We start from the raw sequence: 23647 nt of genomic DNA, 5'->3' as shown, positions 1-23647 counted from the left end.
GGTTCCGTCACTGGTCCTTAGCCAGGTCCCGGTACCGCGCCTCATTGCGGGTGGCAGTCCGGACGTACAGCCAGGCACTCAGCCCGATCAGCGGGTAGATGCCTGCCCCCAGGAGAATCCAGTCGAAGGGGATACCCGCTATACGCGTCTCCGTCAGGCCGGGAACCACGGCCAGCAGCAGCGGAAATGCGCCAAGGATCAGCAGGAAACCGCCGGCGACTACCAGGGCCAGCCGCAGCTGGGAACGGATCAGGGACCGGACGAAGACCTGTCCCACCTCGGAGTCCTGCGCCGCTTCGCGGCTGTCCCTCGGAGGAAGCGCCGCGGAGCGCGGTGCAGTGACGCGAACCCTCGTCATGCGTGCGGCCTGATCCGGGTGGCGCCCAGCTTCTCCCGCACCGTTGGAAGGTGGCGCCGGCTGATGGGAAGGCCGGCACCTGCAACGGTGACACTGGGCCCGTCCGCAGCCAGCTTCATGGACGTCACATGCTTCAGGGCAACGAGGTAGGAGCGGTGCGTCCGGATGAACCCGGCGTCCGCCCACTGCTGCTCGAGGTCGGCCAGGGGCACCCTGATCAGGTAGCTCGCATCGGCGGTGTGCAGCCTTGCGTAGTCGCCTTGGGCCTGTACGTATGTGACGTCGTCACGCCTGATCATCCTGGTGGTACCGCCTTGGTCGACGGTGATCATCTCAGGCGCCGTACCGCCGTCGCGCAGTTCGCTGATCCGTCCCACCGATCGTGCAAGCCGTTCGGCCCGGACCGGCTTGAGCAGGTAGTCCACGGCGGCGAGTTCGAAGGCCTTCAGCGCGTGGTCCTCGTCCGCGGTTACAAAGACCACTGCAGGGGGATTCCTGCTGGCGGAGATGGCGCGCGCAATATCCAGCCCGGACACCGCCGGCATATGGATGTCCAGGAATACGGCGTCCACCGGACCGGCTGCCAAAGCCCGGAGGGCCTCGCTGCCGGAGGTGGCGCGGAGGACGGTGCCAATGCGGTCGTCCCGCCCCAGGAGGAAAGCCAGTTCCTCAACGGCGGGCAGCTCATCGTCAACGACGAGGACGTTAATCATGTTCCTAGGTTAGCTTCCGCCGCCCGCAGCCGGATCAGGGCGAGCTCCAGGGCGCCTCATCAGTTCCGCACATCAGGCATCGTTGCCCGGCTGTGACTTCGGGACGCGCATTTTTATCAGCGTTCCCTCCCCGGGGGCGGTGTCGATGACCAGGCCATGGTCGTTGCCGTAGACCTGGCGGAGGCGGGCGTCCACGTTCCGCAGGCCCACGTGCTCGCCGTCGGTGTGGCCGGCCAGTACGGACTGCAGCTGGGCCGGGTCCATGCCCACGCCGTCGTCTTCAATGGTCACTTCGGCGAAGGCGCCGGCGTCGTTCGCGCTGATGCTGATGTGCCCAGGCCCTTCCTTGGCCTCCAGCCCATGCCGGACGGCATTTTCCACCAGCGGCTGCAGGCTGAGGAAGGGGATGACGGTGCTGAGCACCTCCGGCGCCACCCGCAGGCTGACCTGGACGCGCTCGCCGAACCGGGCGCGTTCCAGGAGGAGGTAGCGGTCGATGCACCGAAGCTCCTCGGCGAGCGTGGTGAAGTCGCCGTGCCGGCGGAAGGAGTAGCGGGTGAAATCGGCGAACTCCACCACCAGTTCCCGGGCGCGGGCGGGATCGGTGTTGATGAAGGAGGCAATCGCGTTGAGCGAGTTGTAGATGAAGTGCGGGCTGATCTGGGCGCGGAGTGCCCGTACTTCCGCCTCCATCAGCAGGGTCCGGGATGCGTCCAGCTCCGCGAGCTCCACCTGCACGGCCACCCAGTCGGCCACCTCGCCGGTGGCCCGGACCAGTCCCGCACCCGCCGACGGCGCGAAGGCAGCGACGGCGCCCACGACGCGCGTCCCGGCCCGCACCGGGGCGATCACCGCGGCGAGAGGGCCGCCGGTACCGTCCCGTGGAGCGCCGCCTGGCCCCGTGGGGCGCCCTGCTGGAAGCACCGCAGTCCGCCCGCCCGCCAGCACCCCTTCGGCCAGGCGCATCAACTCGGGCTTCAGCTCCTCTCCCGCGCCATCCCAGGCAAGAACCCCGGTGGTGTCGGTGATGGCGAATGCCTCGCAGGCCAGCAGCGTGCGCAGCTGGCGGCTGGCTTTAGCCGCGCCTGCGGGATTGAGCCCGCGCCGGAGATGCTGCCCGGCCTGGGACGCGGCGTGCAGGGTGTGGTAAGTGGCGCGTTCGGCGTCCGTGCCGAGGTCCCTGAAGGAGCGCAGCACCTTGAGCCCCAGACCGACGACGACGGCGACGGCCATGGCGATCACGGCAACAGCCGCGGCGGTCAGGAGGGGGGAGTCCGGCATGGTGCCCAGCGTAGCTGCGGGTGCCGTTTGTCGCAGCATCCCGACCGTTGAGCGACCGCCCACCGGTAGGCTCTGGAATTTGGTGCCCGGCAGAAAGCAGAGTGATTGCAGTCACATTTGCGGTACCCCTTTTACCGGGCACGCCGTTGGGTGTGTTCAGGCAAGTCTCAACGAGGAGGAACGATGGGTAACGATGCCCATACTCCGGACGCAGCGGCGTCCGTGGACTTTGAACAGGTCCAGTCGACCCAGCAGTTCCAGGAACTGCGCAAGCGTCACCGCAGCTTTGTCTTCCCCATGGCAGTCGCATTCCTGCTGTGGTACTTCGCTTACGTCCTGCTGGCGGACTACGCCGTGGGCTTTATGTCCACCAAGGTCTGGGGCAACATCAACGTTGGCCTGATCCTGGGCCTGCTCCAGTTCGTCTCGACGTTTGCGATCACCAGCTGGTACGTCAGCTACTCCAACCGGCGGCTGGATCCCATCGCCGCTGAAATCCGCGACGAGATCGAAGGGCACGAATTTGATAAGGACGGCAACCGAGTGGGCGGGGTAAACAAATGATCGGGATCGCCACAGCGGTGGACGTCGCCGCCCTCAAGGACAGCACCCTGCTGAACATGGGCATTTTCGGCCTGTTCGTCGCCGTGACCATGGTGATTGTTTTCCGCGCCAGCCGGAACAACAAAACCGCAGCTGACTATTACGCGGCCGGCCGCTCCTTCACCGGCTCGCAGAACGGTACCGCCATCGCGGGGGACTACCTCTCGGCCGCCTCGTTCCTGGGTATCACCGGCGCCATCGCCGTCAACGGCTACGACGGTTTTATGTACTCCATCGGCTTCCTGGTGGCCTGGCTCGTGGCGCTGCTGCTCGTTGCCGAACTTCTCCGTAATACGGGCAAGTTCACCATGGCGGATGTGCTGTCCTTCCGCCTCCAGCAGCGGCCCGTCCGCATCGCGGCCGCCATCTCCACCCTCGCCGTCTGCTTCTTCTACCTCCTGGCGCAGATGGCCGGCGCCGGAAGCCTGGTCTCGCTGCTGCTGGGCATCAGCGACTGGGGCGGCCAGGCGTTGGTGATTATCGTCGTCGGCGGCCTGATGATCATGTACGTCCTGATCGGCGGCATGAAGGGCACCACCTGGGTGCAGATCATCAAGGCAGTCCTGCTCATCGCCGGAGCCGCCGTCATGACCCTCTGGGTCCTGGCAATCTACGGCTTCAACCTCTCCAGCCTGCTCGGCGCGGCAGTGGAAACGGCCAACAACCCGGCCGTCCTCAACCCGGGCCTGCAGTACGGCAAGACGGACACCTCCAAGCTCGACTTTATGTCCCTGGGCCTCGCGCTGGTCTTGGGCACCGCCGCCCTGCCGCACGTCCTGATGCGCTTCTACACCGTCCCCACGGCCAAGGAAGCCCGCAAGTCTGTGGTGTGGGCCATCTGGCTGATCGGCCTCTTCTACCTCTTCACGCTGGTGCTCGGCTACGGTGCAGCCGCACTCGTCGGCCCCGAAACCATCCGGAGCGCACCTGGCGGCGTGAATGCCGCAGCCCCGCTGCTGGCCTTCTACCTGGGCGGTCCGCTTCTGCTGGGCTTCATCTCGGCCGTGGCCTTCGCCACCATCCTCGCCGTCGTAGCGGGCCTGACCATCACCGCGGCCGCGTCCTTTGCCCACGACATCTACGCAAGTGTCATTTCCAAAGGCAAGGCCGACGCCGACACCGAAGTCAAGGTGGCCCGGCGCACCGTGGTGGTCATCGGCATCCTGGCCATCCTGGGCGGGATCCTCGCCAACGGGCAGAACGTGGCGTTCCTCGTAGCGCTCGCGTTCGCCGTCGCCGCCTCCGCCAACCTGCCCACGATCGTCTACTCCCTGTTCTGGCGGAAGTTCACCACGCAGGGCGCCGTCTGGAGCATGTACGGCGGACTCGGCGCCGCGATTGTCCTGATCATCTTCTCGCCGGTTGTCTCCGGCGGCGCAACCTCGATGATCAAGGACGCCAACTTTGCGCTGTTCCCGCTGAGCAACCCCGGCATCGTGTCCATTCCGCTGGCGTTCTTCCTGGGCTGGCTCGGAACCGTCCTGGACAAGAAGCACGAAGATCCCGCCAAGCAGGCCGAAATGGAAGTCCGGTCCCTCACGGGAGTCGGGGCAGAGAAGGCAGTGAACCACTAGGCCCCCGCGCACCAGTCACCTGCCACTACAGAAAGAGCCTCGGCGTTGCGGCGCCGGGGCTCTTTTGTGTCTGCATGGCTGGTCTTACGGAACGGCAGCGCGCAACCGGCCTGAGGAAGCTAGGCCTTGGGCCGCAGCTTGATGTTGGTCATTTTGAGGTCGTCCGTGCCTTCAAAGCGGTACGCCAGATCCACTTCCTTGCCTTCGCAGCTGATAACACCCGCCACGTCCGCGGTCTTGACTCCGTTTTCTGTGCTCACCTGGAGGTCGTTGTAGGACGGCTTGCACTGGTCGTTCATCTCCAGCGTTCCCACTCCAGTAATGAACGCTTCCTTGGACAGCTGTTCCTTCAGTGCGGGGTCGAGGTACTCATCGTAGGCCTGCGAGCTCTGGCCGCTGATGACCAGCTTGGTAAAACTGTCAGCAAGGCCCCTGGCCTGGTTGGTGGCGCTGCCCACCACGGTGACCAGGATGATGATGCCCAGGACCACCAGGAGCAGGACGCCGCCGATGCCCGCCAGGATGATCCAGAGTTTCCGGCGGCTTTTCACTGGCGGCTGCTGGCCGGGCAGCCCGAATGGGCCGGGTTCCGGGTAGGAGCCGGCAGGAGCCTGGTAAGCCGGCACGCTCTGGCCGGGCAGCTGCTGCGGCGCATCCAGGTGCTGCCCCTGCTGGTACGGTTCCTGAGGATTGCTCAAAAATGGAGCCTTTCCGGCGTCGTGCTGGACGCCGCCTGGTTGCGGGGCCCTCCGAACCCCGTGAATAACTTGCAACAGCCTATAGCCCGCACCGCCGCCGTCGTACTTTCATGGCGGCTGCCGGCACGCTCAGGTGCCCTGCGGGCCCCGGTCTAGCAGGGGCTGCACCCGGAAGGGAATGAGTTCACCCATCGCCAGGGCGGTGTCTGTCCGGTCCACGCCGTCGCAGGCGAGGATTTTTCCGTTAATGCGGAAGAGGTCTTCGGCATCCAGGGCCACCACCCTGAGCAGCAGGTCGGCGGAGCCCGTGAGCCCGTAGCCTTCGAGGATTTCCGGGACGTCCGCCAAGTCCGCGGCCAGCCGGGAAAGCTTTTGCTGCTGGACATGGACGGAAATGAATGCCATCAACGGATACCCGAGCGCTGCCGGATTGATCCTGCGTTCGAAGGAAAGAAAGACGTGCTTTTTCTCCAGCTGGGCCATCCGCGCCTGCACTGTATTCCTGGAGAGGCCAAGCTTCTGGGCCAGCGCCACAACCGTTCGCCGTGGGTCCTGCGCCAAGGCGGACAAAAGGCGGGTGTCAGTGCCATCCAGAGCTTGCATAATGCGCAACGGTAGCACCGTCATGAGCCGTCCGACAGAGCATTGTGCTCAGTGATAGCCGTGGTGGTTGTACCCAATGAGCATTGTGAGTAGGGTCACAGTATCCGGAGCAACGGCGCCCGGCAGGCCGGCGGCCAGCGGGATCACAAGTCCCGGAGCCGCTGGTCAACGACGTAAGAAGGTGCGGCTATCGTGTCTACAGACGAAACGGGCCAGGACGGCACAGGTGCCCCTAATACAGGTGCCCATAGTGCTGCTGCCAAGGCGGACATCCACGGACAGGGCAAAGGCCTCGTCCAGCTGATTACTCCGTCGGGGGAACGGGTGAGCCACCCCGAATTCGACCCCTGGGTACAGGACATCACGGACGAGCAGCTGTGCGCGCTGTTCGAGGACATGACCGTCATCCGGCGTATCGACGTCGAAGCCACGGCCCTGCAGAGGCAGGGTGAGCTCGCATTGTGGCCGCCCCTGCTGGGGCAGGAAGCAGCCCAGGTCGGCTCCGGCCGGTCCCTCCGTACGGACGACTTTGTGTTCTCAAGCTACCGCGAGAACGGTGTTGCGTACTGCAGGGGAGTGGACCTGACGGACATCGTCCGGGTGTGGCGCGGGAACGCCTCCTCCGGTTGGGACCCGTACTCCATCAATATGGCCACGCCACAGATCATTATCGGAGCCCAGACCCTGCATGCCACCGGTTATGCCATGGGCATCCAAAACGACGGCGCCGATTCCGTGGCGGTGACGTACTTCGGCGACGGAGCCACCAGCGAGGGTGATGTCAACGAGGCAATGGTCTTTGCCGCAAGCTTCCAGGTGCCGGTGGTGTTCTTCTGCACCAACAACCACTGGGCTATTTCCGAACCGGTGCGGCTTCAATCGCACATCCAACTGGCAGACAGGGCGGCCGGGTTCGGCATCCCGAGCCTCCGGGTTGACGGCAACGACGTCCTTGCCGTGATGGCCGCAACGAGGGTGGCCCTGGACCGGGCCCGGCGCGGCGGGGGTCCCACGTTTATCGAGGCCGTCAGTTACCGGATGGGTCCGCACACCACGGCCGATGACCCCACACGTTACAGGGACGCCAACGAACTGGAGGACTGGGCAGCGAAGGATCCGATCAGCCGGGTGGAGGCACTCCTGGACCGCAAGGGGCTGCTGACGGCAGCGCTGAAACAACAGGTCAAGGACAAGGCCGACGCCGTAGCCCGGGACATGCGCACGGGCTGCACCACCATGCCGGAGCCGCAGCCGATGGACGTCTTCAAACACGTCTACAGCACCCCCAACTCGTGGCTGGACCGGCAGCAGGACCATTACGCCCGTTACCTGGCCTCCTTCGGTGATCCCGCGGAAGCCGTATCAGAAGAAGGTGCACGCTGATGACCCAGATGACCTTTGCCCGCGCAATAAACGCCGGCCTTCGCAAGTCCCTGGAGAACGATCCCAAGGTAGTCCTCCTGGGCGAGGACATCGGTGCACTGGGTGGCGTCTTCAGGATTACGGACGGCCTTCAGAAGGACTTTGGCAAGCACCGGGTGGTGGACACGCCACTGGCAGAGTCAGCAATCGTGGGGACGGCCGTGGGACTGGCTTACCGCGGCTACCGGCCCGTTGTGGAGATCCAGTTCGACGGTTTTATCTACCCGGCGTTCGACCAGATCGTCAGCCAGGTGGCCAAGCTCCACTACCGGACACGCGGGGCGGTTAGAATGCCCATTACCATCAGGGTCCCGTTCGGCGGCGGCATCGGTTCACCGGAGCACCATTCGGAATCCCCGGAAGCCTACTTCACCCACACCTCCGGCCTGCGCGTGGTGACAGTCTCGAACCCGCAGGACGCCCATACCGTGATCCAGCAGGCCATTTCCTGCGACGATCCTGTCCTGTACTTCGAGCCTAAGCGCCGCTATCACGACAAGGGCGAGGTAGACGAGTCCCTTGATCCGCTCTCCGCAGTGCCCATGGGTCAGGCGAGGGTTCTGGCCGAAGGCACCGATGTCACTTTGGTGGCTTACGGCCCCCTGGTCAAGACCGCCCGGGACGCTGCCCTGGCAGCCGAAGACGAAGGGATTTCCATCGAGGTCATCGACCTGCGCTCGCTGGCACCAGTGGACTACGAGACCGTCGTGGCCTCGGTCCGCAAGACCGGCCGCCTGGTGGTGACGCACGAGGCCGGCCAGTCCGGAGGAATCGGCGCGGAGGTGGCGGCCAGCATCACCGAGCGGTGCTTCTACTACCTCGAGGCGGCCCCTGTCCGGGTGACCGGCTTCGACATCCCGTATCCGTACTCCAAGCTTGAAATGCACCACCTGCCGGGCCTGGACCGCATCCTTGACGGCGTGGACCGTGCCCTCGGCCGGCCGAACTCCCTCAGCGGGCTGGAAGGATGAGCGCCACCATGATCAAGGAATTCCGGCTCCCGGACCTGGGCGAAGGGCTTACTGAATCGGAAATCCTCAGCTGGAAGGTTGGGGTAGGGGATACCGTCAGCCTCAACCAGGTGATCGCCGAGGTGGAAACCGCCAAGGCCGTGGTGGAGCTCCCGTCCCCTTTCGCAGGGGTCATCCGGGAACTTCACGAACAGCCCGGCACCATCGTGGAGGTGGGCAAGCCCATCGTTTCGTTCGAAGTATCGGACGACGCCGCGACCCCCTCGCCAGGGCCGGGCGCCCCTGCTTCGTTCCCGGCAGCCCCGGCGCCGGGACCGGGGGCGCAGGCGGCGCAGGAGGCCGAGAGGCAACCTAACCTGGTGGGGTACGGCGCCGTCGTCGAAAGTTCCGCCCGGCCGGCGCGGCGCCTCCGCAACCTCCGTGCGGTGGTTGACTCCCGTGCACCCCGTTTCCCGGTGGCTGAGCCCGTCGAAACGAAGCCTGTCGTGGCCACGCCCGTCGAGGCCCGGACCCCGGGGGTCGAGCCTGCCGAAACGCGCCCGCGGTCCACTCCGCCCGTGCGTAAGCTCGCCAAGGACCTGGGTGTAGATCTGGCCCTGGTGGCAGGGACGGGGCCGGAGGGCCTGATCACCCGTGAGGACGTCCAACACTTTCTCGATGGCCGTTCCGGCGGCGCAGCACCTGAAGCAGCGCCGGCCGGGGTTCAGGCCCGTCAGGGGGAGCGGGAAACCCGGATGCCCATCAAGGGCGTGCGGAAGTTCACGGCGGCCGCCATGGTGGCGAGCGCCTTCACAGCACCGCATGTCACCGAGTTCCTGACCGTGGATGTCACTCCGGCCATGGAGCTGCTGGCCAAGCTGAAGGGCAACCGCGAATTCAGCGGGCACAAGCTGACCCCGCTCACCTTGGCGGCAAAAGCTGTGCTCATCGCCCTGCGGCGGAACCCGGCCCTCAACTCGCGCTGGGACGAGGTGAACCAGGAGATCGTGACGTTCAACTACGTAAACCTGGGCATCGCCGCTGCAACACCACGGGGACTGACCGTTCCCAACATCAAGGACGCAGACTCGCTGTCCCTGCTGCAGCTCGCCGAGGCGCTGGCCCAACTCACCGAGACAGCCCGCTCCGGCAAGACCACGCCGGCCGACCTGTCCGGGGGAACCATCTCGATCACCAACATCGGCGTCTTCGGGATCGATGCCGGCACCCCCATCCTCAACCCGGGGGAGGCCGCGATCCTTGCGCTGGGGGCCGTGCGGAACATGCCGTGGGAGTACCAGGGCGAGGTAGCCCTGCGCCAGGTGCTCACGCTGAGCCTGTCCTTTGACCATCGCCTGGTGGACGGGGAGCAGGGGTCACGCTTCCTTGCGGACGTGGGCGCCATCCTCGCGGAACCCGGTATGGTCCTCACAATGGTCTAACCCAGGGAGTTTTTGTCCAGGTATGCAGGGTTCCGAACGGTTTATCCCTGCATATCTGGACAAAAACCCGAGCACTAGGGGGAGGCTTCAGGGGCGTCCACCAGCAGCGCGGCCAGGGCCATGCTCTCGAGCAGGGGACGGGCGGATTGAGCGGCCATCTTCCGGCCGTGGCTGCGCACCGAGTGGGGTGTCGAATTGATGAGCCCGAACGTGGCATGTGCGCGCATCCGGAGCTCCGTGATCTCCGTGTCCGGATGCAGCCTTGCAAGGACATCCACCCAGGCCTCGACATAACTCAGCTGCAGGGTCCGCACAGCCGCCTGGTCCGCTTCGGACAGGTTGTTGAAATCCCGGTCCTGTACCCGGATAACGTCAGGCTTGCCCAGGGCGAAGTCCACCTGGAACTCCACCAGGCAACGCAGGGCGGATGCAGGATCGGGATTGCGGGCCACCACCTCGCGGCCGCCGTCGAGGAGTTCCTGGCTTACGGTCACCAGGAGGTCGGCGAGGACCGCCTGCTTCCCGGGAAAATGACGGTAGACAGCCGGGCCGCTTACTCCTGCCGCCGCTCCGAGGTCCTCGAGGGACACACGGTTGAACCCGTTGACGGCGAAGAGCGAAGCCGCGGCAGACAGCAGGGCCTGCCGCCGGTTCTCCTTCGCCTGGCCTCGTTGGGTTGATGAGCTGCGCTGGGTTGAAGAACCGCGTTGGGTTGATGAGCTGCGCTGGGTTGAAGAACCGCCTTGGGTTGATGAGCTGCGCTGGGAGGCCGGGACCCGGGGCGCAGGGGGAGCGGGTTCCGCCGCGGTGGCGTGCTCAAGCGGGGAGCCGCGCCCGGCCGTCCGCGTGGCGTTAGTGCTGGCCACAATTCCTCCTCGCACCCGCAGACCTAGCCAGGGCGGTATGTGTTGGACTTCACAGTTAATACAGACTAACCTGATTTTCAGTTATTGGGCGCTAACCGAGTTGGCTTTTGGCGGCTCGGATCGGAACAGGAACGGACCGTCAATGGAGACCCTTGCCACCCGGCTCGACGCTACAGCCGAGGCTTTTGCCTCGAACCGTACCGCCCAGCTGTCGCTCGCCGACGAGCTGCGGAAAAGGCTGGCCGACGCCGCGCTGGGCGGACCGGAAAAATCAAGGGAACGCCACATGGCCAGGGGCAAACTCCTGCCCCGCGAGCGCATTGACCAGCTGCTGGATGACGGCAGCCCGTTCCTTGAGATTGCACCGCTGGCCGCCAATGGCATGTACAACGACGAAGCACCCGGCGCCGGCGTCATTGCCGGGATCGGGCTGGTTCACGGCCGCCACGTGCTGGTGATCTCCAACGACGCCACGGTCAAGGGCGGAACGTACTATCCGATGACGGTGAAGAAGCACCTGCGGGCCCAGGAGGTTGCCCTTGAGAACCGGCTGCCCTGTATCTACCTGGTGGACTCCGGCGGAGCATTCCTGCCCAAGCAGGATGAGGTCTTTCCGGACAGGGACCACTTCGGCCGAATCTTCTATAACCAGGCCAGGCTCTCGGCCGCCAAGATCCCCCAGATCGCCTCGGTTATGGGGTCCTGTACCGCGGGTGGCGCTTATGTTCCGGCCATGAGCGATGAAACCGTTATCGTCCGGAACCAGGGAACGATCTTCCTTGGCGGGCCGCCGCTCGTGAAGGCCGCGATCGGAGAGATCGTCAGCCCGGAAGAGCTCGGTGGCGGGGAGGTGCACTCAAGGATCTCCGGCGTGACCGACCACCTCGCCGAAAATGACGAACATGCCCTGCAGATCATCCGGGACATCGTGGCTACGCTGCCACCCCCGGCGCCGCCGGCATGGGAGGTGGAACCCGCCGTCGAACCGGCCGCAGACCCGGCGGAGGTCTACGGGGCGGTACCCACTGATGTCAATGCCCCCTACGACGTCCACGAAGTGATCGCCAGGCTGGTGGACGGCAGCCGGTTCCACGAATTCAAGAAGGAGTACGGCACCACCCTGGTGACGGGCTTCGCCAGGCTGCACGGGCACCCGGTAGGTATCGTGGCCAACAACGGTGTGCTGTTCAGCGAGTCTTCCCTCAAAGGGGCCCACTTCATCGAGCTCTGCGACCAGCGCGGCATTCCGCTGGTATTCCTGCAGAACATCTCCGGGTTCATGGTGGGCAGGGACTCGGAGCAGGGCGGTATCGCCAAGAACGGCGCGAAAATGGTCACCGCCGTGGCCACGGCGCGGGTACCAAAGCTGACAGTGGTGATCGGCGGCTCCTTCGGCGCCGGCAACTATTCCATGTGCGGCCGCGCCTATTCGCCGCGGTTCCTGTGGATGTGGCCGGCCGCCCGGATTTCGGTGATGGGCGGCAACCAGGCCTCCAGCGTCCTTGCCACGGTGAAGCGTGACCAGTACGAGGCAGCCGGGCAGGAGTGGTCAGCCGAGGACGAGGAAGCCTTCAAGGCGCCCATCCGGCGGCAGTACGAGGACCAGGGCAGCCCCTACTACTCCACGGCCAGGCTGTGGGACGACGGCGTGATCGATCCCGCCGACACCCGCACTGTCCTTGGCCTGGCGCTGGACGTGGTGTCCCGCACGCCGCTGCCGGAAACCTCCTTCGGCCTCTTCAGGATGTGAGCCCGCAATGACCCTTCCCCTATCGCCCGCCACCCGGCAGGAGACGGCTGCCGCCGCAGCCCCAGGGCACCAGCCCCTGTTCAGCACAGTCCTGGTGGCCAACCGCGGCGAGATCGCCTGCCGCGTCATCCGCACCCTCCGCGCCCTGGGCATCCGCTCCGTCGCCGTTTACAGCGATGCCGACGCCGGCGCCCGGCACGTGCGCGAAGCAGACACAGCAGTGCGTATCGGCCCCGCCGCTGCTACGGAGAGCTACCTCAAGATTGAGGCCATCCTTGAGGCGTGCCGCAAGACCGGAGCCGAAGCCGTGCACCCGGGCTACGGCTTCCTGAGCGAAAACGTGGACTTTGCCCGTGCCCTGGACCAGGCGGGCGTCACCTTCATCGGCCCCGGAGTAGAGGCCCTGGACATGATGGGGGACAAGATCCGGTCCAAGAACCACGTGGCCGGTTACGGCGTCCCCGTGGTGCCCGGGGTAGCGCAACCGGGAATGAGCGACGGGCAGCTGGTACAAGCCGCCGCCGCCGTTGGCTTTCCGCTCCTGATCAAACCTTCCGCGGGTGGCGGCGGCAAGGGCATGCATGTGGTGGAAAGGCCGGAGGACCTCGAGACTACGCTGGCCACGGCCCGGCGGGTGGCGGCGAGCGCCTTCGGCGACGACACACTGTTCCTGGAACGCCTGGTGTCCACCCCGCGGCACATCGAGGTGCAGGTGCTTGCGGACAACCACGGCAACGTCATCCACCTCGGCGAGCGTGAATGCTCGCTGCAGCGGCGCCACCAAAAGGTCATCGAAGAGGCACCATCGCCGCTGCTCGAATCACTGGCGGAGGGTGGTGCGATCCGCGCCCGCATCGGCGAGGCCGCCTGTAACGCCGCCCGCAGCGTGAATTACAGCGGCGCCGGAACAGTGGAGTTCCTCGTCTCCGATGATTCGCCGGAGGAGTTCTACTTCATGGAGATGAACACCAGGCTGCAGGTGGAGCACCCCGTGACGGAAATGGTGACCGGCATCGACCTCGTCGAATGGCAGGTGCGGATCGCCGCCGGCGAGGAACTCACCGTCCGGCAGGCCGACGTCGAACTTACGGGCCATGCCGTGGAGGCGCGGGTCTATGCCGAGGTGCCCGAAAAGAACTTCCTTCCGTCCACGGGGACAGTGCTCCTGCTGGACGAACTGCCCGGCCGGCCCGCCGTGCCGGGCACGCCGGCACGGTCGTTGGTATCCGCCGCCCACGGGACAGTGCGGGTGGACTCGTCCCTGGTGGAAGGGCTGGTGCTCTCGTCCAGCTACGACCCCATGATGTCCAAGGTCATCGCCTGGGGAGAGGACCGCGCGGCTGCCCTGGCTACCCTCGACGGCGCGCTCGCCGGGTATACGGCGCTGGGACTGGAAACCAACGTGGAGTATTTGCGGCTGCTGATCAACGATCCCGACGTCCGCGCCGGCCGGCTCGATACCGGCCTGATCGAACGCACTCTTCCGGATCTTGCGTTCCGCCAGGTCGCCAAGGCTGAACTGGTAGCGGCAGCACTCTTCAGTCTTTCCGCGGAGGAACAGACCAACACACCCCTGCCGACCGGACCCTGGCACGCGCGCAATGGTTGGCGGCTGGGAGCAGCGGCACCCCGCCGCATCAATGTGGGGACTCCCGACGGCGGGGTGGCATTGGTGCGCATCAGCGGCTCCGCGGCTGGCGGCACTGCCTCCGACGGAACGTTCCTTGTGGCCGTAGACAAGGGCCCCTCGCGTCCGGCGCGGCTCGAGTTCCTGTCCCGCCGGCAGGCTGTGCTGACCCTCGACGGCCGGGCCACGACGTACGCCATCGCACCGGTGTTCCGCGGCCCGGTGGTCCCGACGCGTGATTCCCCGGTCGTTGGGGTACCTGCCGAACTGTTCCTGGGCAATGAGGGCTGGTCCTGCCGGCTCGAGGTATTGAACCGGGAGGCGCGGCTTGAGCGGGTCCTTGCAGCCATCCACCGGGAGGAGGACGCCGCGGATCCGGCGGTGCGCTCGCCGATGCCGGGAACGGTGGTATCCGTTCCGGTCAGCGACGGTGACACTGTCACGGCCGGGCAGGTGCTGGTTTCGGTGGAGGCGATGAAGATGGAGCACCAGTTGCCGGCCCCCCTGGACGGGACGGTCCACCTCAACGCCCGGCCGGGAGACCTGGTGAAAGTCGGCCAGGTCCTGGCCACGATTCATCCGCATCCCACCAATGTTTCCAACGACAGTCCGCCCCGAACCGCCGCCCACAGTGGCGGCGGCCCCGACGGCAGCGTCAACACTGCAAGCACCGATTCACCCCAGGGCAAAGGAGCCTAGACATGACAGGTTTTGAACTCAGCGAGGAATACCAGGACCTCAGCGACACCGTCCGGGACTTCGCGGACAACGTCGTCGCCCCGGTCTCGGCCAAGCACGACGAGGAGCACAGCTTCCCGTACGAGGTAGTGAAGCAGATGGCGGAGATGGGGCTGTTTGGCCTGCCCTTCCCCGAGGAGTTCGGCGGGATGGGCGGCGACTACTTCGCCCTTGCCCTCGCACTGGAGCAGCTGGGCCGGGTGGACCAGTCCGTCGCGATCACCCTGGAGGCGGGTGTCTCCCTGGGCGCCATGCCGGTCTACCGCTTCGGCACCGAGGAGCAGAAGCAGGAGTGGTTGCCCATGCTGGCAACCGGCGAGGCGCTCGCCGGCTTCGGCCTGACGGAGCCGGAAGCAGGATCGGACGCGGGCGGCACCAAGACCCACGCCCGGCGTGAGGGTGGGAACTGGGTGGTCAACGGCAACAAGGAGTTCATCACCAACTCCGGTACGGACATCACCCGACTGGTCACCGTCACCGCCGTCACCGGCCAGAAGGAACGCGCGGACGGCAGCGTCCAGAAGGACATCTCCACCATCCTGGTGCCCACGGACACCCCCGGCTTCAAGGCGGAAAAGCCCTACAACAAGGTGGGCTGGAACGCGTCGGATACCCACCCGCTGACGCTGAAGGACGTGCGCGTCCCGGAAGCAAACCTGTTGGGAGCGGAGGGCCGCGGCTACGCCAACTTCCTGTCCATTCTGGATGAGGGCCGCATCGCCATTGCAGCGCTGGCCACCGGTGCGGCCCAGGGCTGCGTGGACCTGTCGGTCAAATACGCCAAGGAACGCAGCGCCTTCGGAAACCAGATCGGCAAGTACCAGGCGATCTCCTTCAAGATTGCGCGGATGGAAGCCCGGGCCCATACCGCCCGCTTGGCCTACTACGATGCGGCCTCCCGCATGCTCGCCGGAAGGCCGTTCAAGACCCAGGCGGCCATCGCTAAGATGGTCGCAGGCGAGGCGGCCATGGACAATGCGCGGGATGCCACCCAGGTGTTCGGCGGCTATGGCTTCATCAACGAGTTCACCGTGGCGCGCCACTACCGCGACTCCAAGATCCTTGAAGTGGGGGAGGGCACCACGGAGGTCCAGCTGATGCTTATCGCCCGCGAACTGGGTCTGTAGTATCTGGGACAGTAGCCGCCTGAAAGGATCACCGATGATTGACAAGGTTGTTGCCACCGCCGAGGAAGCAGTGGCGGACATCCCGGACGGCGCCTCTCTCGCCGTGGGCGGTTTCGGTCTGTGCGGCATTCCGGTGTCCCTCATTGACGCCCTGCACCGGGCCGGCACTTCGGAGCTGGAAACTGTGAGCAACAACTGCGGCGTGGACGACTGGGGCCTGGGCATTCTGCTCCGCGATGGGCGGATCAGGCGCACCATCAGCTCTTATGTTGGCGAAAACAAGGAGTTCGCCCGCCAGTACCTGGCCGGTGAGCTCGAGGTAGTCCTCACGCCGCAGGGAACCCTGGCCGAGAAACTCCGGGCAGGCGGCGCCGGCATCCCGGCCTTCTACACCAAAGCCGGTGTCGGCACCCAGGTGTCCGAAGGCGGCCTGCCCCAGAAGTACGACGCCGAGGGCGGCATCGCCGTCGCGTCCGCCCCGAAGGAGGTGCGCTCCTTTGCCGGGGTTGACTACGTGCTCGAGGAGGCTTTGACTCCGGACTTCGGGCTGGTCCACGCGTGGAAGGGCGATCGCCACGGAAACCTCGTCTTCCATGCCACCGCGATGAACTTCAACCCGCTGTGCGCCATGGCCGGACGGATCACCATCGCCGAAGTGGAGGAACTCGTGGAGCCGGGCGAGCTGGACCCGGAACACATCCATACCCCTGGGATCTTCGTCCAGCGGGTGGTACTGGCCCCCAACGGGGAGAAACGCATTGAGAAACGGACGGTGGCGCTGGTCCGCTCCGGACAGGAAGCGCCCGGACATCTTCCCGGCAACCAGCAGGCAGGAGCATAGCCATGGATCCCAACAGCCCCTACGCTCCCCGCCCGGAAGGCGTCCGGCCCGAGTACCGCCGCGCAGCCCAGCAGCACGGGGTATCCGCGGACGGCGCCGGACCCAAGGGCTGGACCAGGAATGAGCTCGCCGCACGCGTTGCGCAGGAGCTCAGCAACGGCCAGTACGTCAACCTGGGAATCGGCATGCCAACCCTTATTCCTAACTACATCCCCGAGGGCGTCGAAGTGGTGCTCCACTCGGAAAACGGGATCCTCGGCGTCGGCCCTTATCCGGCGGAGGATGCTGTTGATCCTGACCTGATCAACGCGGGCAAGGAAACTGTCACGGTCAACAAGGGCGCCGCATTCTTCGACTCTGCTTCCTCCTTCGGGATGATCCGGGGCGGCCATGTGGACGTCGCCGTCCTGGGTGCCATGGAAGTGGCCGCCAACGGTGACCTCGCCAACTGGATGATCCCGGGCAAGATGGTCAAGGGCATGGGCGGTGCCATGGACCTGGTGTTCGGTGCCAAGAAGGTCATCGTGATGATGGAGCACGTGGACCGCAACGGCAACCCGAAGATCGTCCAGCAGTGCTCCCTGCCGCTGACCGGCAAGGGCTGCGTGGACCGCATCATCACGGACCTTGCCGTCATCGACGTCGTAGCCGATGATTCCGGGTCACGGCTGGTGCTGCGGGAGCTGGCGCCGAACGTTTCGGTCGAGGACGTGGCGGCCGCCACCGGCGCGGAGCTTTTTGAGGAAGACCGGGAACTGACTGTATGACCGGGAACCACGGGGTTTCGGCAGGCTCAAGCATGGGTTCAACGAGTGGAGAGCAGCGCGTTGTCGAGCAGCGCGGACTGTACTTCGATGAGCTGGAGGAGGGTGTGCTGTATGCCCACCGTCCCGGCCGCACCGTCACGGAAGCGGACAACGTCCTGTTCACCACCCTCACCATGAACACCCAGGCCCTGCACCTCGACGCTGCCTGGAGTGCCGGGCAGCCCTTTGGCCAGCGGCTGGTGAACTCCATGTTCACCTTGGCCACCATGGTGGGCCAATCCGTTTCCCAGCTCACCCAGGGCACCATCATCGCCCAACTGGGCCTGACCGACGTCTCCTTTCCGCACCCCCTGTACCACGGCGACACCCTCTACACGGAGACGGTCATCAGCGGGAAGCGGCTCTCAAGCTCCCGGCCGGGCCAGGGAATCGTGACGATGGAGCACACGGGCCGTAACCAGGACGGCACGGTTGTGGCGGTCGCGAAGCGCAGCTGCCTGATGTGGACGCGGGAGGCGCACACGCTGCAGCCGGGCGCGGGAGAAGGGACAATACCGGTATGACCTTTGTGATGGGCCCTGCCCTGCTTTTTTGCCCTGCGGACCGGCCGGAGCGGTACCAGAAGGCAGCCACCCGCGCCGACGCCGTCATCCTGGACCTTGAGGACGCCGTGGCGCCCGCCGACAAACAGCGCGCCCGCGGTGCCATCCTCGCCCAGGTGGGGACCACCGGTGAGGAGCCCGAGCTGGACCCCAGCAGGACCATCATTCGGGTCAACCCCGCCGGGACCGACGAATTCGAAAAGGACCTCCACTGCCTGGTTCACACCCCGTACAAGACAGTGATGCTCGCGAAAGCCGAGAGTGCGGAGCAGCTGGAGGCCCTGTCCGGCTACCAGGTGATCGCACTGTGTGAAACGGCAATGGGCGTCCTCAACGCCCCCTCCATCGCCGCCGCCCCCAATGTTGTGGCCCTGATGTGGGGAGCCGAGGACCTGCTGGCTTCACTGGGCGGGACCTCCAGCAGGAACGACGACGGCGCTTACCGGGCCGCGGCGCTCCACGCCCGGTCCTCCGTCCTCCTGGCCGCGCGTGCCTTCGGCAAGGAAGCGGTGGACGCCGTCTATACCAACATTCCTGACCTGACGGGCCTGGCAGCGGAAGCGGCGGACGCCGTCGCGTCCGGCTTCAGCTCCAAAGCCTGCATCCATCCCAGCCAGGCAGCAGTAGTGCGGGGTGCTTATGCGCCGTCGGAAGCGGAAGCCTCGGCGGCAGCAGAGCTGCTGCAGGCCGCCGTGGCGGCGGGGCAGGGCGTCTTCCAGCACAAGGGGCAGATGATTGACGGTCCCATCCTCAAGCACGCCGAGGCCGTCATCCGGCGCGCAGGGGACCACGTCTAGCCTTTCCGCCCGCTGGACCGCCGTAGCGAGACAGGTGGAATCGGTTCGTGGAGCAGCGTCCGCACCCAGCGGTCCCCGGTCTCCCGGAACTCCTGGCGCGTCGCAAACCGGTAGAGGTAGCTGCGCACCCGCACCCAATGCGGCGGCGCGCCGTCGAAAGGGTCATGGCGGAGGAGCCGCAGAATCTGGCGGTCCGCCTCCAGCAGTTTGCCGAGGAAGGCGTAAAACCACTCCTCATGGACGGTCCGCAGCGGCAGGAACCACATCAGCCAGTCCAGCCGGAGATGATAGGGCGCCCACTGGCGCGGCATCCGGCGGAGGTCGCCGGGCTTGCCCTTGAAGCCGTACTCCCGCCACTCGGAGGAGCTGTCCGGATCGTCGTCGAGCGTCCCTTCCACCACGATCTCGATGCGCTTCTTGGTCACTGAACCGAACGCGCCATAGGTGTTGACCAGCTGCCAGCGGTTGAAGCTGGCGTTCATCAGCTGCCGGCGGGAGAACAGGTTGCGCAATGGCCAGTAACTGAGGACAACCAGCAGCAGGGTGACTGCCAAGGTAATGACAAGCCACCACAGGGGAGTCTCCCTTTCCACGCCGGCCCCGCCGTGCCAGTCCAGCGGGATCGCCGGCAGGACGGTGTGCGCCACCGGGTCGCTGACTGCTGCGAACGCCAGCACAATGGCAATCCAGTTCAGCCAGGCGAAGTTGCCGCTGGCCACAAGCCACAACTGCGTCAGGATGACGATCGCCGCTGCCACGCTTGCAACGGGCTGGGGGGCGAACAGGAAGAAGGGCACCACCAGCTGGGCGAAGTGGTTGCCGAGCACTTCCACCTTATGAAGGGGTTTGGGCAGCAGGTGCGCCTGCCGGCTCAGGGGTCCCGGCATGGGCTGTGTCTCGTGGTGGTAGTAGAGAGCCGTCAGGTCGCGCCACTCCCGGCCGCCGCGGATCTTGATCATTCCGGCGCCGAATTCCAGCCGGAACACCAGCCACACGATCAGGATCAGGATGGTGCGCGGAGGGTCGGTCTGGTCTGAACCGAGGAAGGCAACCGTGAAGCCTGCCTCAAGGAGCAGCATCTCCCAGCCGAAGCCGTAGAACGTCTGGCCGACGTTCACGATGGACATGTACAGCAGCCACAGGCTGAGGAAGGCAATCAGCGGAACCCACGGTGGCCCCTGCTGGGGGATGCCGGCCACAAGCAGCGCCGAGACCAGCAGTCCTGCCGCGCAGACCCAGCGCAGCAACCGGTCTGAATACCGCCACCGGAAAAGGGTGGGCCGGCGCAGACGGCTGAAGCCGGAAAGATACTCCGGCACCGGCAGGAGTCCGCGCTCACCCAGCAACGCGGGGAACTGGTTCAGTGAGGACAGGAACGCAACGAGAAACAGTGCTGCCACGCCTCGCTGCAGCACCTGCCGGGCGAACTCGTAGTCCGGCGCGTCAAACCAGGAGAGCCAGTCCACGCAGTCCACGTTACGCCCGCCGTTGGCGCGGCTGCCACTAGGATCGAGGGATGTTTGTCCTGGTGCTGATCGCCGTTGTGGCAGGTGCGTTGGCCCAGCGGATCGCAGGCCTCGGCTTCGGCCTTTTGGTTTCCCCCGTGCTGGTGGTGCTGCTGGGCCCGTTCGACGGCGTGATGATCATCAACCTCTGCGGTGCCACCTCATCCCTCCTGATCCTTTCCAGGGTCTGGAGGCATGTAGCCTGGCGGAAGTACTTCGGGCTGGCGCTCGCGGCGTTGGCCGGTGTGCTGCCCGGTGCCTGGCTGGCGAGCAACGTGCCGGAAGCCCCGCTGGAGATCTGCATCGGCGTCCTGCTCATCATCGCCCTGCTGGCGTCCCAGCGGTTGACCAGGAGTTCGTGGCGTGCCAGCGGGCCGGTTCCGATGGTGTCCCTGGGATTTTCCAGCGGCCTGATGAACGCCGCCGCGGGAGTTGGCGGTCCAGCCATCACGGCCTATGCCATCGCCACCCGGTGGGAGCAGAAAAGCTTCAGCGCCACTCTTCAGCCGTACTTCATCACCACTGGGTTTACCTCCCTCATCAGTAAGTACGTACTGTCAGGCGGGCATGTGCCCGGCCTGGAGGGCTGGCAGTGGCTGGCCATTCTTGGGGCCATGATCACTGGAATCGTGGCCGGCGACCTGTTGTCCGGCCGGATGCATCCGGCTTCGGCCCGGCGCATCGTTACCGCCATCGCCTACCTTGGTGCGGTGGCAACCCTGGCCAAGGGCCTGGTGGAACTGGCAGCTGCCTGATCGACCGCAGGTTCCGGCCGCATGCCCGGGGCAGTTGGGTGCGCGATACTTAAGCAATGCAGCCACGCAAGATCGCCCTCCTCGGCTCCACCGGCTCCATCGGCACCCAAGCAATTGACGTCGTCGACGGCGCCCCGCACCTTTTCGAGGTGGTGGCGCTCAGCGCCGGGGGAAGCAACCCGGAGCTCCTCGCCCGCCAGGCCGTGCACACCGGGGCAGCGGTTGTTGGCATTGCCGCCGGGGACCCGCGCCGCCTGGCAGTGTTGATCGATGATGTTGCCGCCGCAGCCGGCAAGCAGGGCTACCGGCCGGAGATCATCGCCGGACCGCACGCGTCCGCCAGCATCGCCGAGGTCGAAGCTGACGTGGTGCTCAACGGAATCACAGGTTCAATCGGCCTCGCACCCACGCTGGCTGCCCTCAAGTCAGGCGCTACCCTGGCCCTGGCCAACAAGGAATCCCTTATTGTGGGCGGCTCCCTGGTGAAGGCGGCAGCCCGGGAAGGCCAGATCGTCCCGGTGGACTCTGAACACTCGGCCATTGCCCAGTGCCTGCGTTCGGGGTCAGCGGCCGAGGTGGAAAAACTTATCCTCACCGCCTCGGGCGGGCCTTTCCGCGGCAGGACCCGCGAGGAACTCCACGATGTTACTCCGCAGGAGGCGCTGGCCCACCCCACCTGGGACATGGGCGTCATGGTGACCACCAACTCGGCCACCCTTGTGAACAAGGGACTGGAAGTCATCGAGGCGCACCTGCTGTTCGACGTGCCGCTGGACCGGATCGACGTCGTGGTCCATCCCCAGTCCGTGGTGCACTCCATGGTCCAGTTCGTCGATGGGTCCATCATTGCGCAGGCATCCCCGCCGGACATGCGCCTGCCCATCGCACTGGGGATGGGCTGGCCTGACAGGGTGCCCAAGGCCGCCGCTGCCTGCGATTGGACCCAGGCGGCCACCTGGACTTTTGAGCCGTTGGATGTAACGTCCTTCCCGGCCGTTGATCTTGCCAAGGATGCCGCCAAACAAGGCAGCACGTTCCCCGCCGTGTTCAACGCCGCCAACGAGGAAGCCGTGACCGCCTTCCATGCCGGCCGGATCAGGTTCACCGACATCGTGGACACGGTCGCCGCAGTTCTCAGCGAACATCCAGGCTCTTCCGGGCTGACAGTGGAATCCGTACTGGATGCTGAAAGCTGGGCACGCGCGCGCGCCAATGAACGTTTAGCAGTCAGCAGCCTCTAGGAAGCAGCAAGCACCCCCATGACCCCCGTTCTCCTCTTTGTCCTCGGTGTCGTCTTTGTGGCGATCGGCATCGCTGCCTCCATAGCGCTCCACGAAGTGGGCCACCTCCTGCCCGCCAAGCTCTTCAAGGTCCGCGTCACCAAGTACATGATCGGCTTCGGCCCCACGCTCTGGTCACGGCGGAAAGGCGAGACCGAGTACGGTGTGAAAGCCATCCCGCTGGGTGGCTACGTATCCATGATCGGGATGTACCCGCCCAACAAGGAGGACGGATCGGTCCGCCCCTCCAGCACCGGAATGTTCCAGACCCTGGCCACGGAAGCACGGTCCGTGGCCCACGAAGAGGTGGGCCCAGGCGATGAGAACCGCGTGTTCTATCGGCTTCCGGTCTGGAAAAAGATCATCGTTATGCTGGGCGGGCCAGCCATGAACATGTTCCTGGGCGTCGTGCTGACGGCTGTCCTGCTGATGGGCTTTGGCATGGCCACGGCCACCACCACTATCTCCGACGTCTCCAAGTGCCAGGTGGCGGCCGGCGAAACAGTGGATCCGGATTCAGCCGACTGCCAGCTCACGCCCGCCGCGGCGGCCGGCCTCAAACCTAACGACACCGTCACCTCCTTCGACGGGAAAGCCGTGACCAGCTGGGAGCAGCTCACGGAGTGGATCCGGACTTCTGCCGGCCGCGAGGTCGCCATCACCGTGGAGCGGGACGGCGCCCCGGTATCCACCACGGTTACTCCCGTGCTGTCGGCCCGTCCCATCATCGGGGCGGACGGGCGGCAGGCAACAAATGACGCCGGCACCCTCCTCTACCAGGACGTCGGCTTCCTGGGCATTGGTGCGCAGACGGAACTGGTGCCCCAGCCGGCGTCGTCCGTTCTGCCCATGGCCGGGGAGAACATCCGGCAGGTGGCAGGAGTGGTGTTCAACCTGCCGGCACGCGTGGTGGGCGTGGCGAAAGCCGCCTTCAGTGAGGAGCCACGCGATCCCAATGGCCCCATCAGCGTGGTGGGTGTGGGCCGGGTGGCAGGAGAAGTGGCCGCGATGGAGGAAATTCCCGTCCAATCGCGCGTAGCCACGCTGTTTGGGCTCCTTGCCGGGCTGAACTTCGCCCTTGCGGTCTTCAACCTGATCCCGCTGTTGCCGCTGGACGGCGGCCATGTTGCGGGTGCCCTCTACGAAGGCGCCCGGCGCCAGCTGGCCAGACTGTTCGGCAAGCCGGACCCGGGAGCCTTCGACATCGCCAAGCTGCTCCCGGTGACCTACGTGGTGGCAGCCCTGCTGATGGGCATGAGCGCGCTCCTCATCTACGCCGACATCGTGAAGCCGGTGAATCTCTTCGGCTGACCTTTCGGGTTTGTCAGGGCGGGCCACTGGAGCAGGC

The 23647-nt window shown here is 65.8% G+C and carries 22 protein-coding genes; 15 read left to right on the top strand and 7 right to left on the bottom strand.

The features are described 5' to 3' along the window. Positions 1–7: 7 nt before the first annotated feature. The 3 genes from AC5RUQ_RS10650 to AC5RUQ_RS10640 all read right to left on the bottom strand — a co-directional run bounded on the left by AC5RUQ_RS10650 (position 8) and on the right by AC5RUQ_RS10640 (position 2352). Positions 8–358: a DUF485 domain-containing protein gene (locus AC5RUQ_RS10650; protein WP_163164418.1), complete on the bottom strand. Its 351-nt coding sequence runs from the start codon at positions 356–358 to the stop codon at positions 8–10. Further along, positions 355–1071: a LytR/AlgR family response regulator transcription factor gene (locus AC5RUQ_RS10645; protein WP_163164420.1), complete on the bottom strand. Its 717-nt coding sequence runs from the start codon at positions 1069–1071 to the stop codon at positions 355–357. The genes AC5RUQ_RS10650 and AC5RUQ_RS10645 overlap by 4 nt, the downstream gene beginning before the upstream one ends. A gap of 72 nt (positions 1072–1143) precedes the next feature. Further along, positions 1144–2352 carry a sensor histidine kinase gene (locus AC5RUQ_RS10640; protein ID WP_493947299.1) on the bottom strand — a complete coding sequence of 403 codons (1209 nt, stop codon included), beginning with the start codon at positions 2350–2352 and terminating at the stop codon, positions 1144–1146. Positions 2353–2535: 183 nt separating this feature from the next. On the opposite strand from AC5RUQ_RS10640, the gene AC5RUQ_RS10635 reads away from it, so the two are divergent. Then, positions 2536–2916: a DUF485 domain-containing protein gene (locus AC5RUQ_RS10635; protein ID WP_163164424.1), complete on the top strand. Its 381-nt coding sequence runs from the start codon at positions 2536–2538 to the stop codon at positions 2914–2916. Further along, positions 2913–4529, top strand: coding sequence for a monocarboxylic acid transporter (locus tag AC5RUQ_RS10630; RefSeq protein ID WP_493947298.1), 1617 nt, complete (start codon positions 2913–2915; stop codon positions 4527–4529). Before AC5RUQ_RS10635 ends, AC5RUQ_RS10630 begins: the two co-directional genes overlap by 4 nt. 119 nt (positions 4530–4648) lie before the next feature. On the opposite strand, the gene AC5RUQ_RS10625 is transcribed toward AC5RUQ_RS10630, so the two are convergent. Together AC5RUQ_RS10625 and AC5RUQ_RS10620 are read right to left on the bottom strand one after the other, a co-directional pair. Beyond that, positions 4649–5227, bottom strand: a complete 579-nt coding sequence (locus AC5RUQ_RS10625) for a hypothetical protein (RefSeq protein WP_493947297.1) — start codon at positions 5225–5227, stop codon at positions 4649–4651. Positions 5228–5356: 129 nt separating this feature from the next. Continuing rightward, the gene (locus AC5RUQ_RS10620; protein WP_493947296.1) at positions 5357–5830 is read right to left on the bottom strand and encodes an Lrp/AsnC family transcriptional regulator; all 474 of its coding nucleotides are present in this window, start codon (positions 5828–5830) and stop codon (positions 5357–5359) included. A gap of 270 nt (positions 5831–6100) precedes the next feature. On the opposite strand from AC5RUQ_RS10620, the gene pdhA reads away from it, so the two are divergent. From pdhA to AC5RUQ_RS10605, 3 genes are read left to right on the top strand one after another with little or no spacing between them, the layout of a single operon-like run. Beyond that, complete coding sequence (gene pdhA / locus AC5RUQ_RS10615) at positions 6101–7213, top strand: pyruvate dehydrogenase (acetyl-transferring) E1 component subunit alpha (RefSeq protein WP_493947696.1); 1113 nt, start codon at positions 6101–6103, stop codon at positions 7211–7213. Beyond that, a complete protein-coding gene (locus AC5RUQ_RS10610; RefSeq protein ID WP_493947295.1) occupies positions 7213–8223 on the top strand; it encodes an alpha-ketoacid dehydrogenase subunit beta in 1011 nt (336 codons plus the stop codon). Before pdhA ends, AC5RUQ_RS10610 begins: the two co-directional genes overlap by 1 nt. Then, positions 8220–9644, top strand: coding sequence for a dihydrolipoamide acetyltransferase family protein (locus tag AC5RUQ_RS10605; protein ID WP_493947294.1), 1425 nt, complete (start codon positions 8220–8222; stop codon positions 9642–9644). Before AC5RUQ_RS10610 ends, AC5RUQ_RS10605 begins: the two co-directional genes overlap by 4 nt. Positions 9645–9718: 74 nt before the next feature. Here AC5RUQ_RS10605 and AC5RUQ_RS10600 read toward each other — a convergent pair whose 3' ends face one another. After that, complete coding sequence (locus AC5RUQ_RS10600) at positions 9719–10510, bottom strand: SACE_7040 family transcriptional regulator (RefSeq protein ID WP_493947293.1); 792 nt, start codon at positions 10508–10510, stop codon at positions 9719–9721. Between the two features lie 142 nt (positions 10511–10652). Here AC5RUQ_RS10600 and AC5RUQ_RS10595 point away from each other — a divergent pair, with 142 nt between their 5' ends. The 7 genes from AC5RUQ_RS10595 to AC5RUQ_RS10565 are packed head-to-tail and all read left to right on the top strand — an operon-like array spanning position 10653 to position 18759. Further along, positions 10653–12260 carry a carboxyl transferase domain-containing protein gene (locus AC5RUQ_RS10595; protein WP_493947292.1) on the top strand — a complete coding sequence of 536 codons (1608 nt, stop codon included), beginning with the start codon at positions 10653–10655 and terminating at the stop codon, positions 12258–12260. A gap of 7 nt (positions 12261–12267) precedes the next feature. After that, entirely contained in the window at positions 12268–14586 is a 2319-nt protein-coding gene (locus AC5RUQ_RS10590; protein ID WP_493947291.1) for an acetyl/propionyl/methylcrotonyl-CoA carboxylase subunit alpha, read from the top strand. Between the two features lie 2 nt (positions 14587–14588). Continuing rightward, on the top strand, positions 14589–15752 hold the full coding sequence (locus AC5RUQ_RS10585; RefSeq protein ID WP_493947290.1) for an acyl-CoA dehydrogenase family protein: 1164 nt from the start codon (positions 14589–14591) through the stop codon (positions 15750–15752). Between the two features lie 34 nt (positions 15753–15786). Further along, positions 15787–16593 carry a CoA transferase subunit A gene (locus AC5RUQ_RS10580; RefSeq protein WP_493947289.1) on the top strand — a complete coding sequence of 269 codons (807 nt, stop codon included), beginning with the start codon at positions 15787–15789 and terminating at the stop codon, positions 16591–16593. A gap of 2 nt (positions 16594–16595) precedes the next feature. Beyond that, the gene (locus tag AC5RUQ_RS10575) at positions 16596–17360 is read left to right on the top strand and encodes a CoA transferase subunit B (protein WP_493947288.1); all 765 of its coding nucleotides are present in this window, start codon (positions 16596–16598) and stop codon (positions 17358–17360) included. A 32-nt stretch (positions 17361–17392) separates the two neighbouring features. Beyond that, the gene (locus AC5RUQ_RS10570) at positions 17393–17923 is read left to right on the top strand and encodes a MaoC family dehydratase (protein WP_493947287.1); all 531 of its coding nucleotides are present in this window, start codon (positions 17393–17395) and stop codon (positions 17921–17923) included. Further along, entirely contained in the window at positions 17920–18759 is an 840-nt protein-coding gene (locus tag AC5RUQ_RS10565; protein ID WP_493947286.1) for an HpcH/HpaI aldolase/citrate lyase family protein, read from the top strand. The genes AC5RUQ_RS10570 and AC5RUQ_RS10565 overlap by 4 nt, the downstream gene beginning before the upstream one ends. On the opposite strand, the gene AC5RUQ_RS10560 is transcribed toward AC5RUQ_RS10565, so the two are convergent. Then, a complete protein-coding gene (locus tag AC5RUQ_RS10560; RefSeq protein ID WP_493947285.1) occupies positions 18756–20225 on the bottom strand; it encodes a lipase maturation factor family protein in 1470 nt (489 codons plus the stop codon). The genes AC5RUQ_RS10565 and AC5RUQ_RS10560 overlap by 4 nt on opposite strands. A 50-nt stretch (positions 20226–20275) precedes the next feature. Between AC5RUQ_RS10560 and AC5RUQ_RS10555 the strand changes: the two genes are divergently transcribed. Genes AC5RUQ_RS10555 through AC5RUQ_RS10545 form a run of 3 tightly spaced genes read left to right on the top strand, consistent with a single transcriptional unit; the run spans position 20276 to position 23610 of the window. Further along, positions 20276–21019 (top strand): TSUP family transporter, encoded by a 744-nt coding sequence (locus tag AC5RUQ_RS10555; protein WP_493947284.1) that lies wholly within the window; start codon positions 20276–20278, stop codon positions 21017–21019. A 56-nt stretch (positions 21020–21075) separates the two neighbouring features. Then, positions 21076–22260 (top strand): 1-deoxy-D-xylulose-5-phosphate reductoisomerase, encoded by a 1185-nt coding sequence (gene dxr, locus AC5RUQ_RS10550; RefSeq protein WP_493947283.1) that lies wholly within the window; start codon positions 21076–21078, stop codon positions 22258–22260. An 18-nt stretch (positions 22261–22278) separates the two neighbouring features. Beyond that, positions 22279–23610 (top strand): M50 family metallopeptidase, encoded by a 1332-nt coding sequence (locus tag AC5RUQ_RS10545; RefSeq protein WP_493947282.1) that lies wholly within the window; start codon positions 22279–22281, stop codon positions 23608–23610. Positions 23611–23647: the final 37 nt, after the last annotated feature.

The organism is Arthrobacter sp. MDT2-3 (assembly GCF_059090465.1).
The sequence above is the reverse complement of the archived record's forward strand: the minus strand, read 5'-3'. Positions and strand labels throughout refer to the sequence as shown.

Excerpts from the sequence above, each read along its gene's own strand:
- AC5RUQ_RS10545 (WP_493947282.1), top strand. The coding sequence starts at position 22,279 with ATGACCCCCGTTCTCCTCTTTGTCCTCGGTGTCGTCTTTGTGGCGATC.
- AC5RUQ_RS10650 (WP_163164418.1), bottom strand. The coding sequence starts at position 358 with ATGACGAGGGTTCGCGTCACTGCACCGCGCTCCGCGGCGCTTCCTCCG.
- AC5RUQ_RS10645 (WP_163164420.1), bottom strand. The coding sequence starts at position 1,071 with ATGATTAACGTCCTCGTCGTTGACGATGAGCTGCCCGCCGTTGAGGAA.
- AC5RUQ_RS10555 (WP_493947284.1), top strand. The coding sequence starts at position 20,276 with ATGTTTGTCCTGGTGCTGATCGCCGTTGTGGCAGGTGCGTTGGCCCAG.
- AC5RUQ_RS10620 (WP_493947296.1), bottom strand. The coding sequence starts at position 5,830 with ATGCAAGCTCTGGATGGCACTGACACCCGCCTTTTGTCCGCCTTGGCG.
- AC5RUQ_RS10585 (WP_493947290.1), top strand. The coding sequence starts at position 14,589 with ATGACAGGTTTTGAACTCAGCGAGGAATACCAGGACCTCAGCGACACC.
- AC5RUQ_RS10570 (WP_493947287.1), top strand. The coding sequence starts at position 17,393 with ATGGGTTCAACGAGTGGAGAGCAGCGCGTTGTCGAGCAGCGCGGACTG.
- AC5RUQ_RS10595 (WP_493947292.1), top strand. The coding sequence starts at position 10,653 with ATGGAGACCCTTGCCACCCGGCTCGACGCTACAGCCGAGGCTTTTGCC.
- AC5RUQ_RS10575 (WP_493947288.1), top strand. The coding sequence starts at position 16,596 with ATGGATCCCAACAGCCCCTACGCTCCCCGCCCGGAAGGCGTCCGGCCC.
- dxr (WP_493947283.1), top strand. The coding sequence starts at position 21,076 with ATGCAGCCACGCAAGATCGCCCTCCTCGGCTCCACCGGCTCCATCGGC.
- AC5RUQ_RS10605 (WP_493947294.1), top strand. The coding sequence starts at position 8,220 with ATGAGCGCCACCATGATCAAGGAATTCCGGCTCCCGGACCTGGGCGAA.
- AC5RUQ_RS10610 (WP_493947295.1), top strand. The coding sequence starts at position 7,213 with ATGACCCAGATGACCTTTGCCCGCGCAATAAACGCCGGCCTTCGCAAG.
- AC5RUQ_RS10640 (WP_493947299.1), bottom strand. The coding sequence starts at position 2,352 with ATGCCGGACTCCCCCCTCCTGACCGCCGCGGCTGTTGCCGTGATCGCC.
- AC5RUQ_RS10630 (WP_493947298.1), top strand. The coding sequence starts at position 2,913 with ATGATCGGGATCGCCACAGCGGTGGACGTCGCCGCCCTCAAGGACAGC.
- AC5RUQ_RS10635 (WP_163164424.1), top strand. The coding sequence starts at position 2,536 with ATGGGTAACGATGCCCATACTCCGGACGCAGCGGCGTCCGTGGACTTT.
- AC5RUQ_RS10580 (WP_493947289.1), top strand. The coding sequence starts at position 15,787 with ATGATTGACAAGGTTGTTGCCACCGCCGAGGAAGCAGTGGCGGACATC.
- AC5RUQ_RS10590 (WP_493947291.1), top strand. The coding sequence starts at position 12,268 with ATGACCCTTCCCCTATCGCCCGCCACCCGGCAGGAGACGGCTGCCGCC.
- AC5RUQ_RS10565 (WP_493947286.1), top strand. The coding sequence starts at position 17,920 with ATGACCTTTGTGATGGGCCCTGCCCTGCTTTTTTGCCCTGCGGACCGG.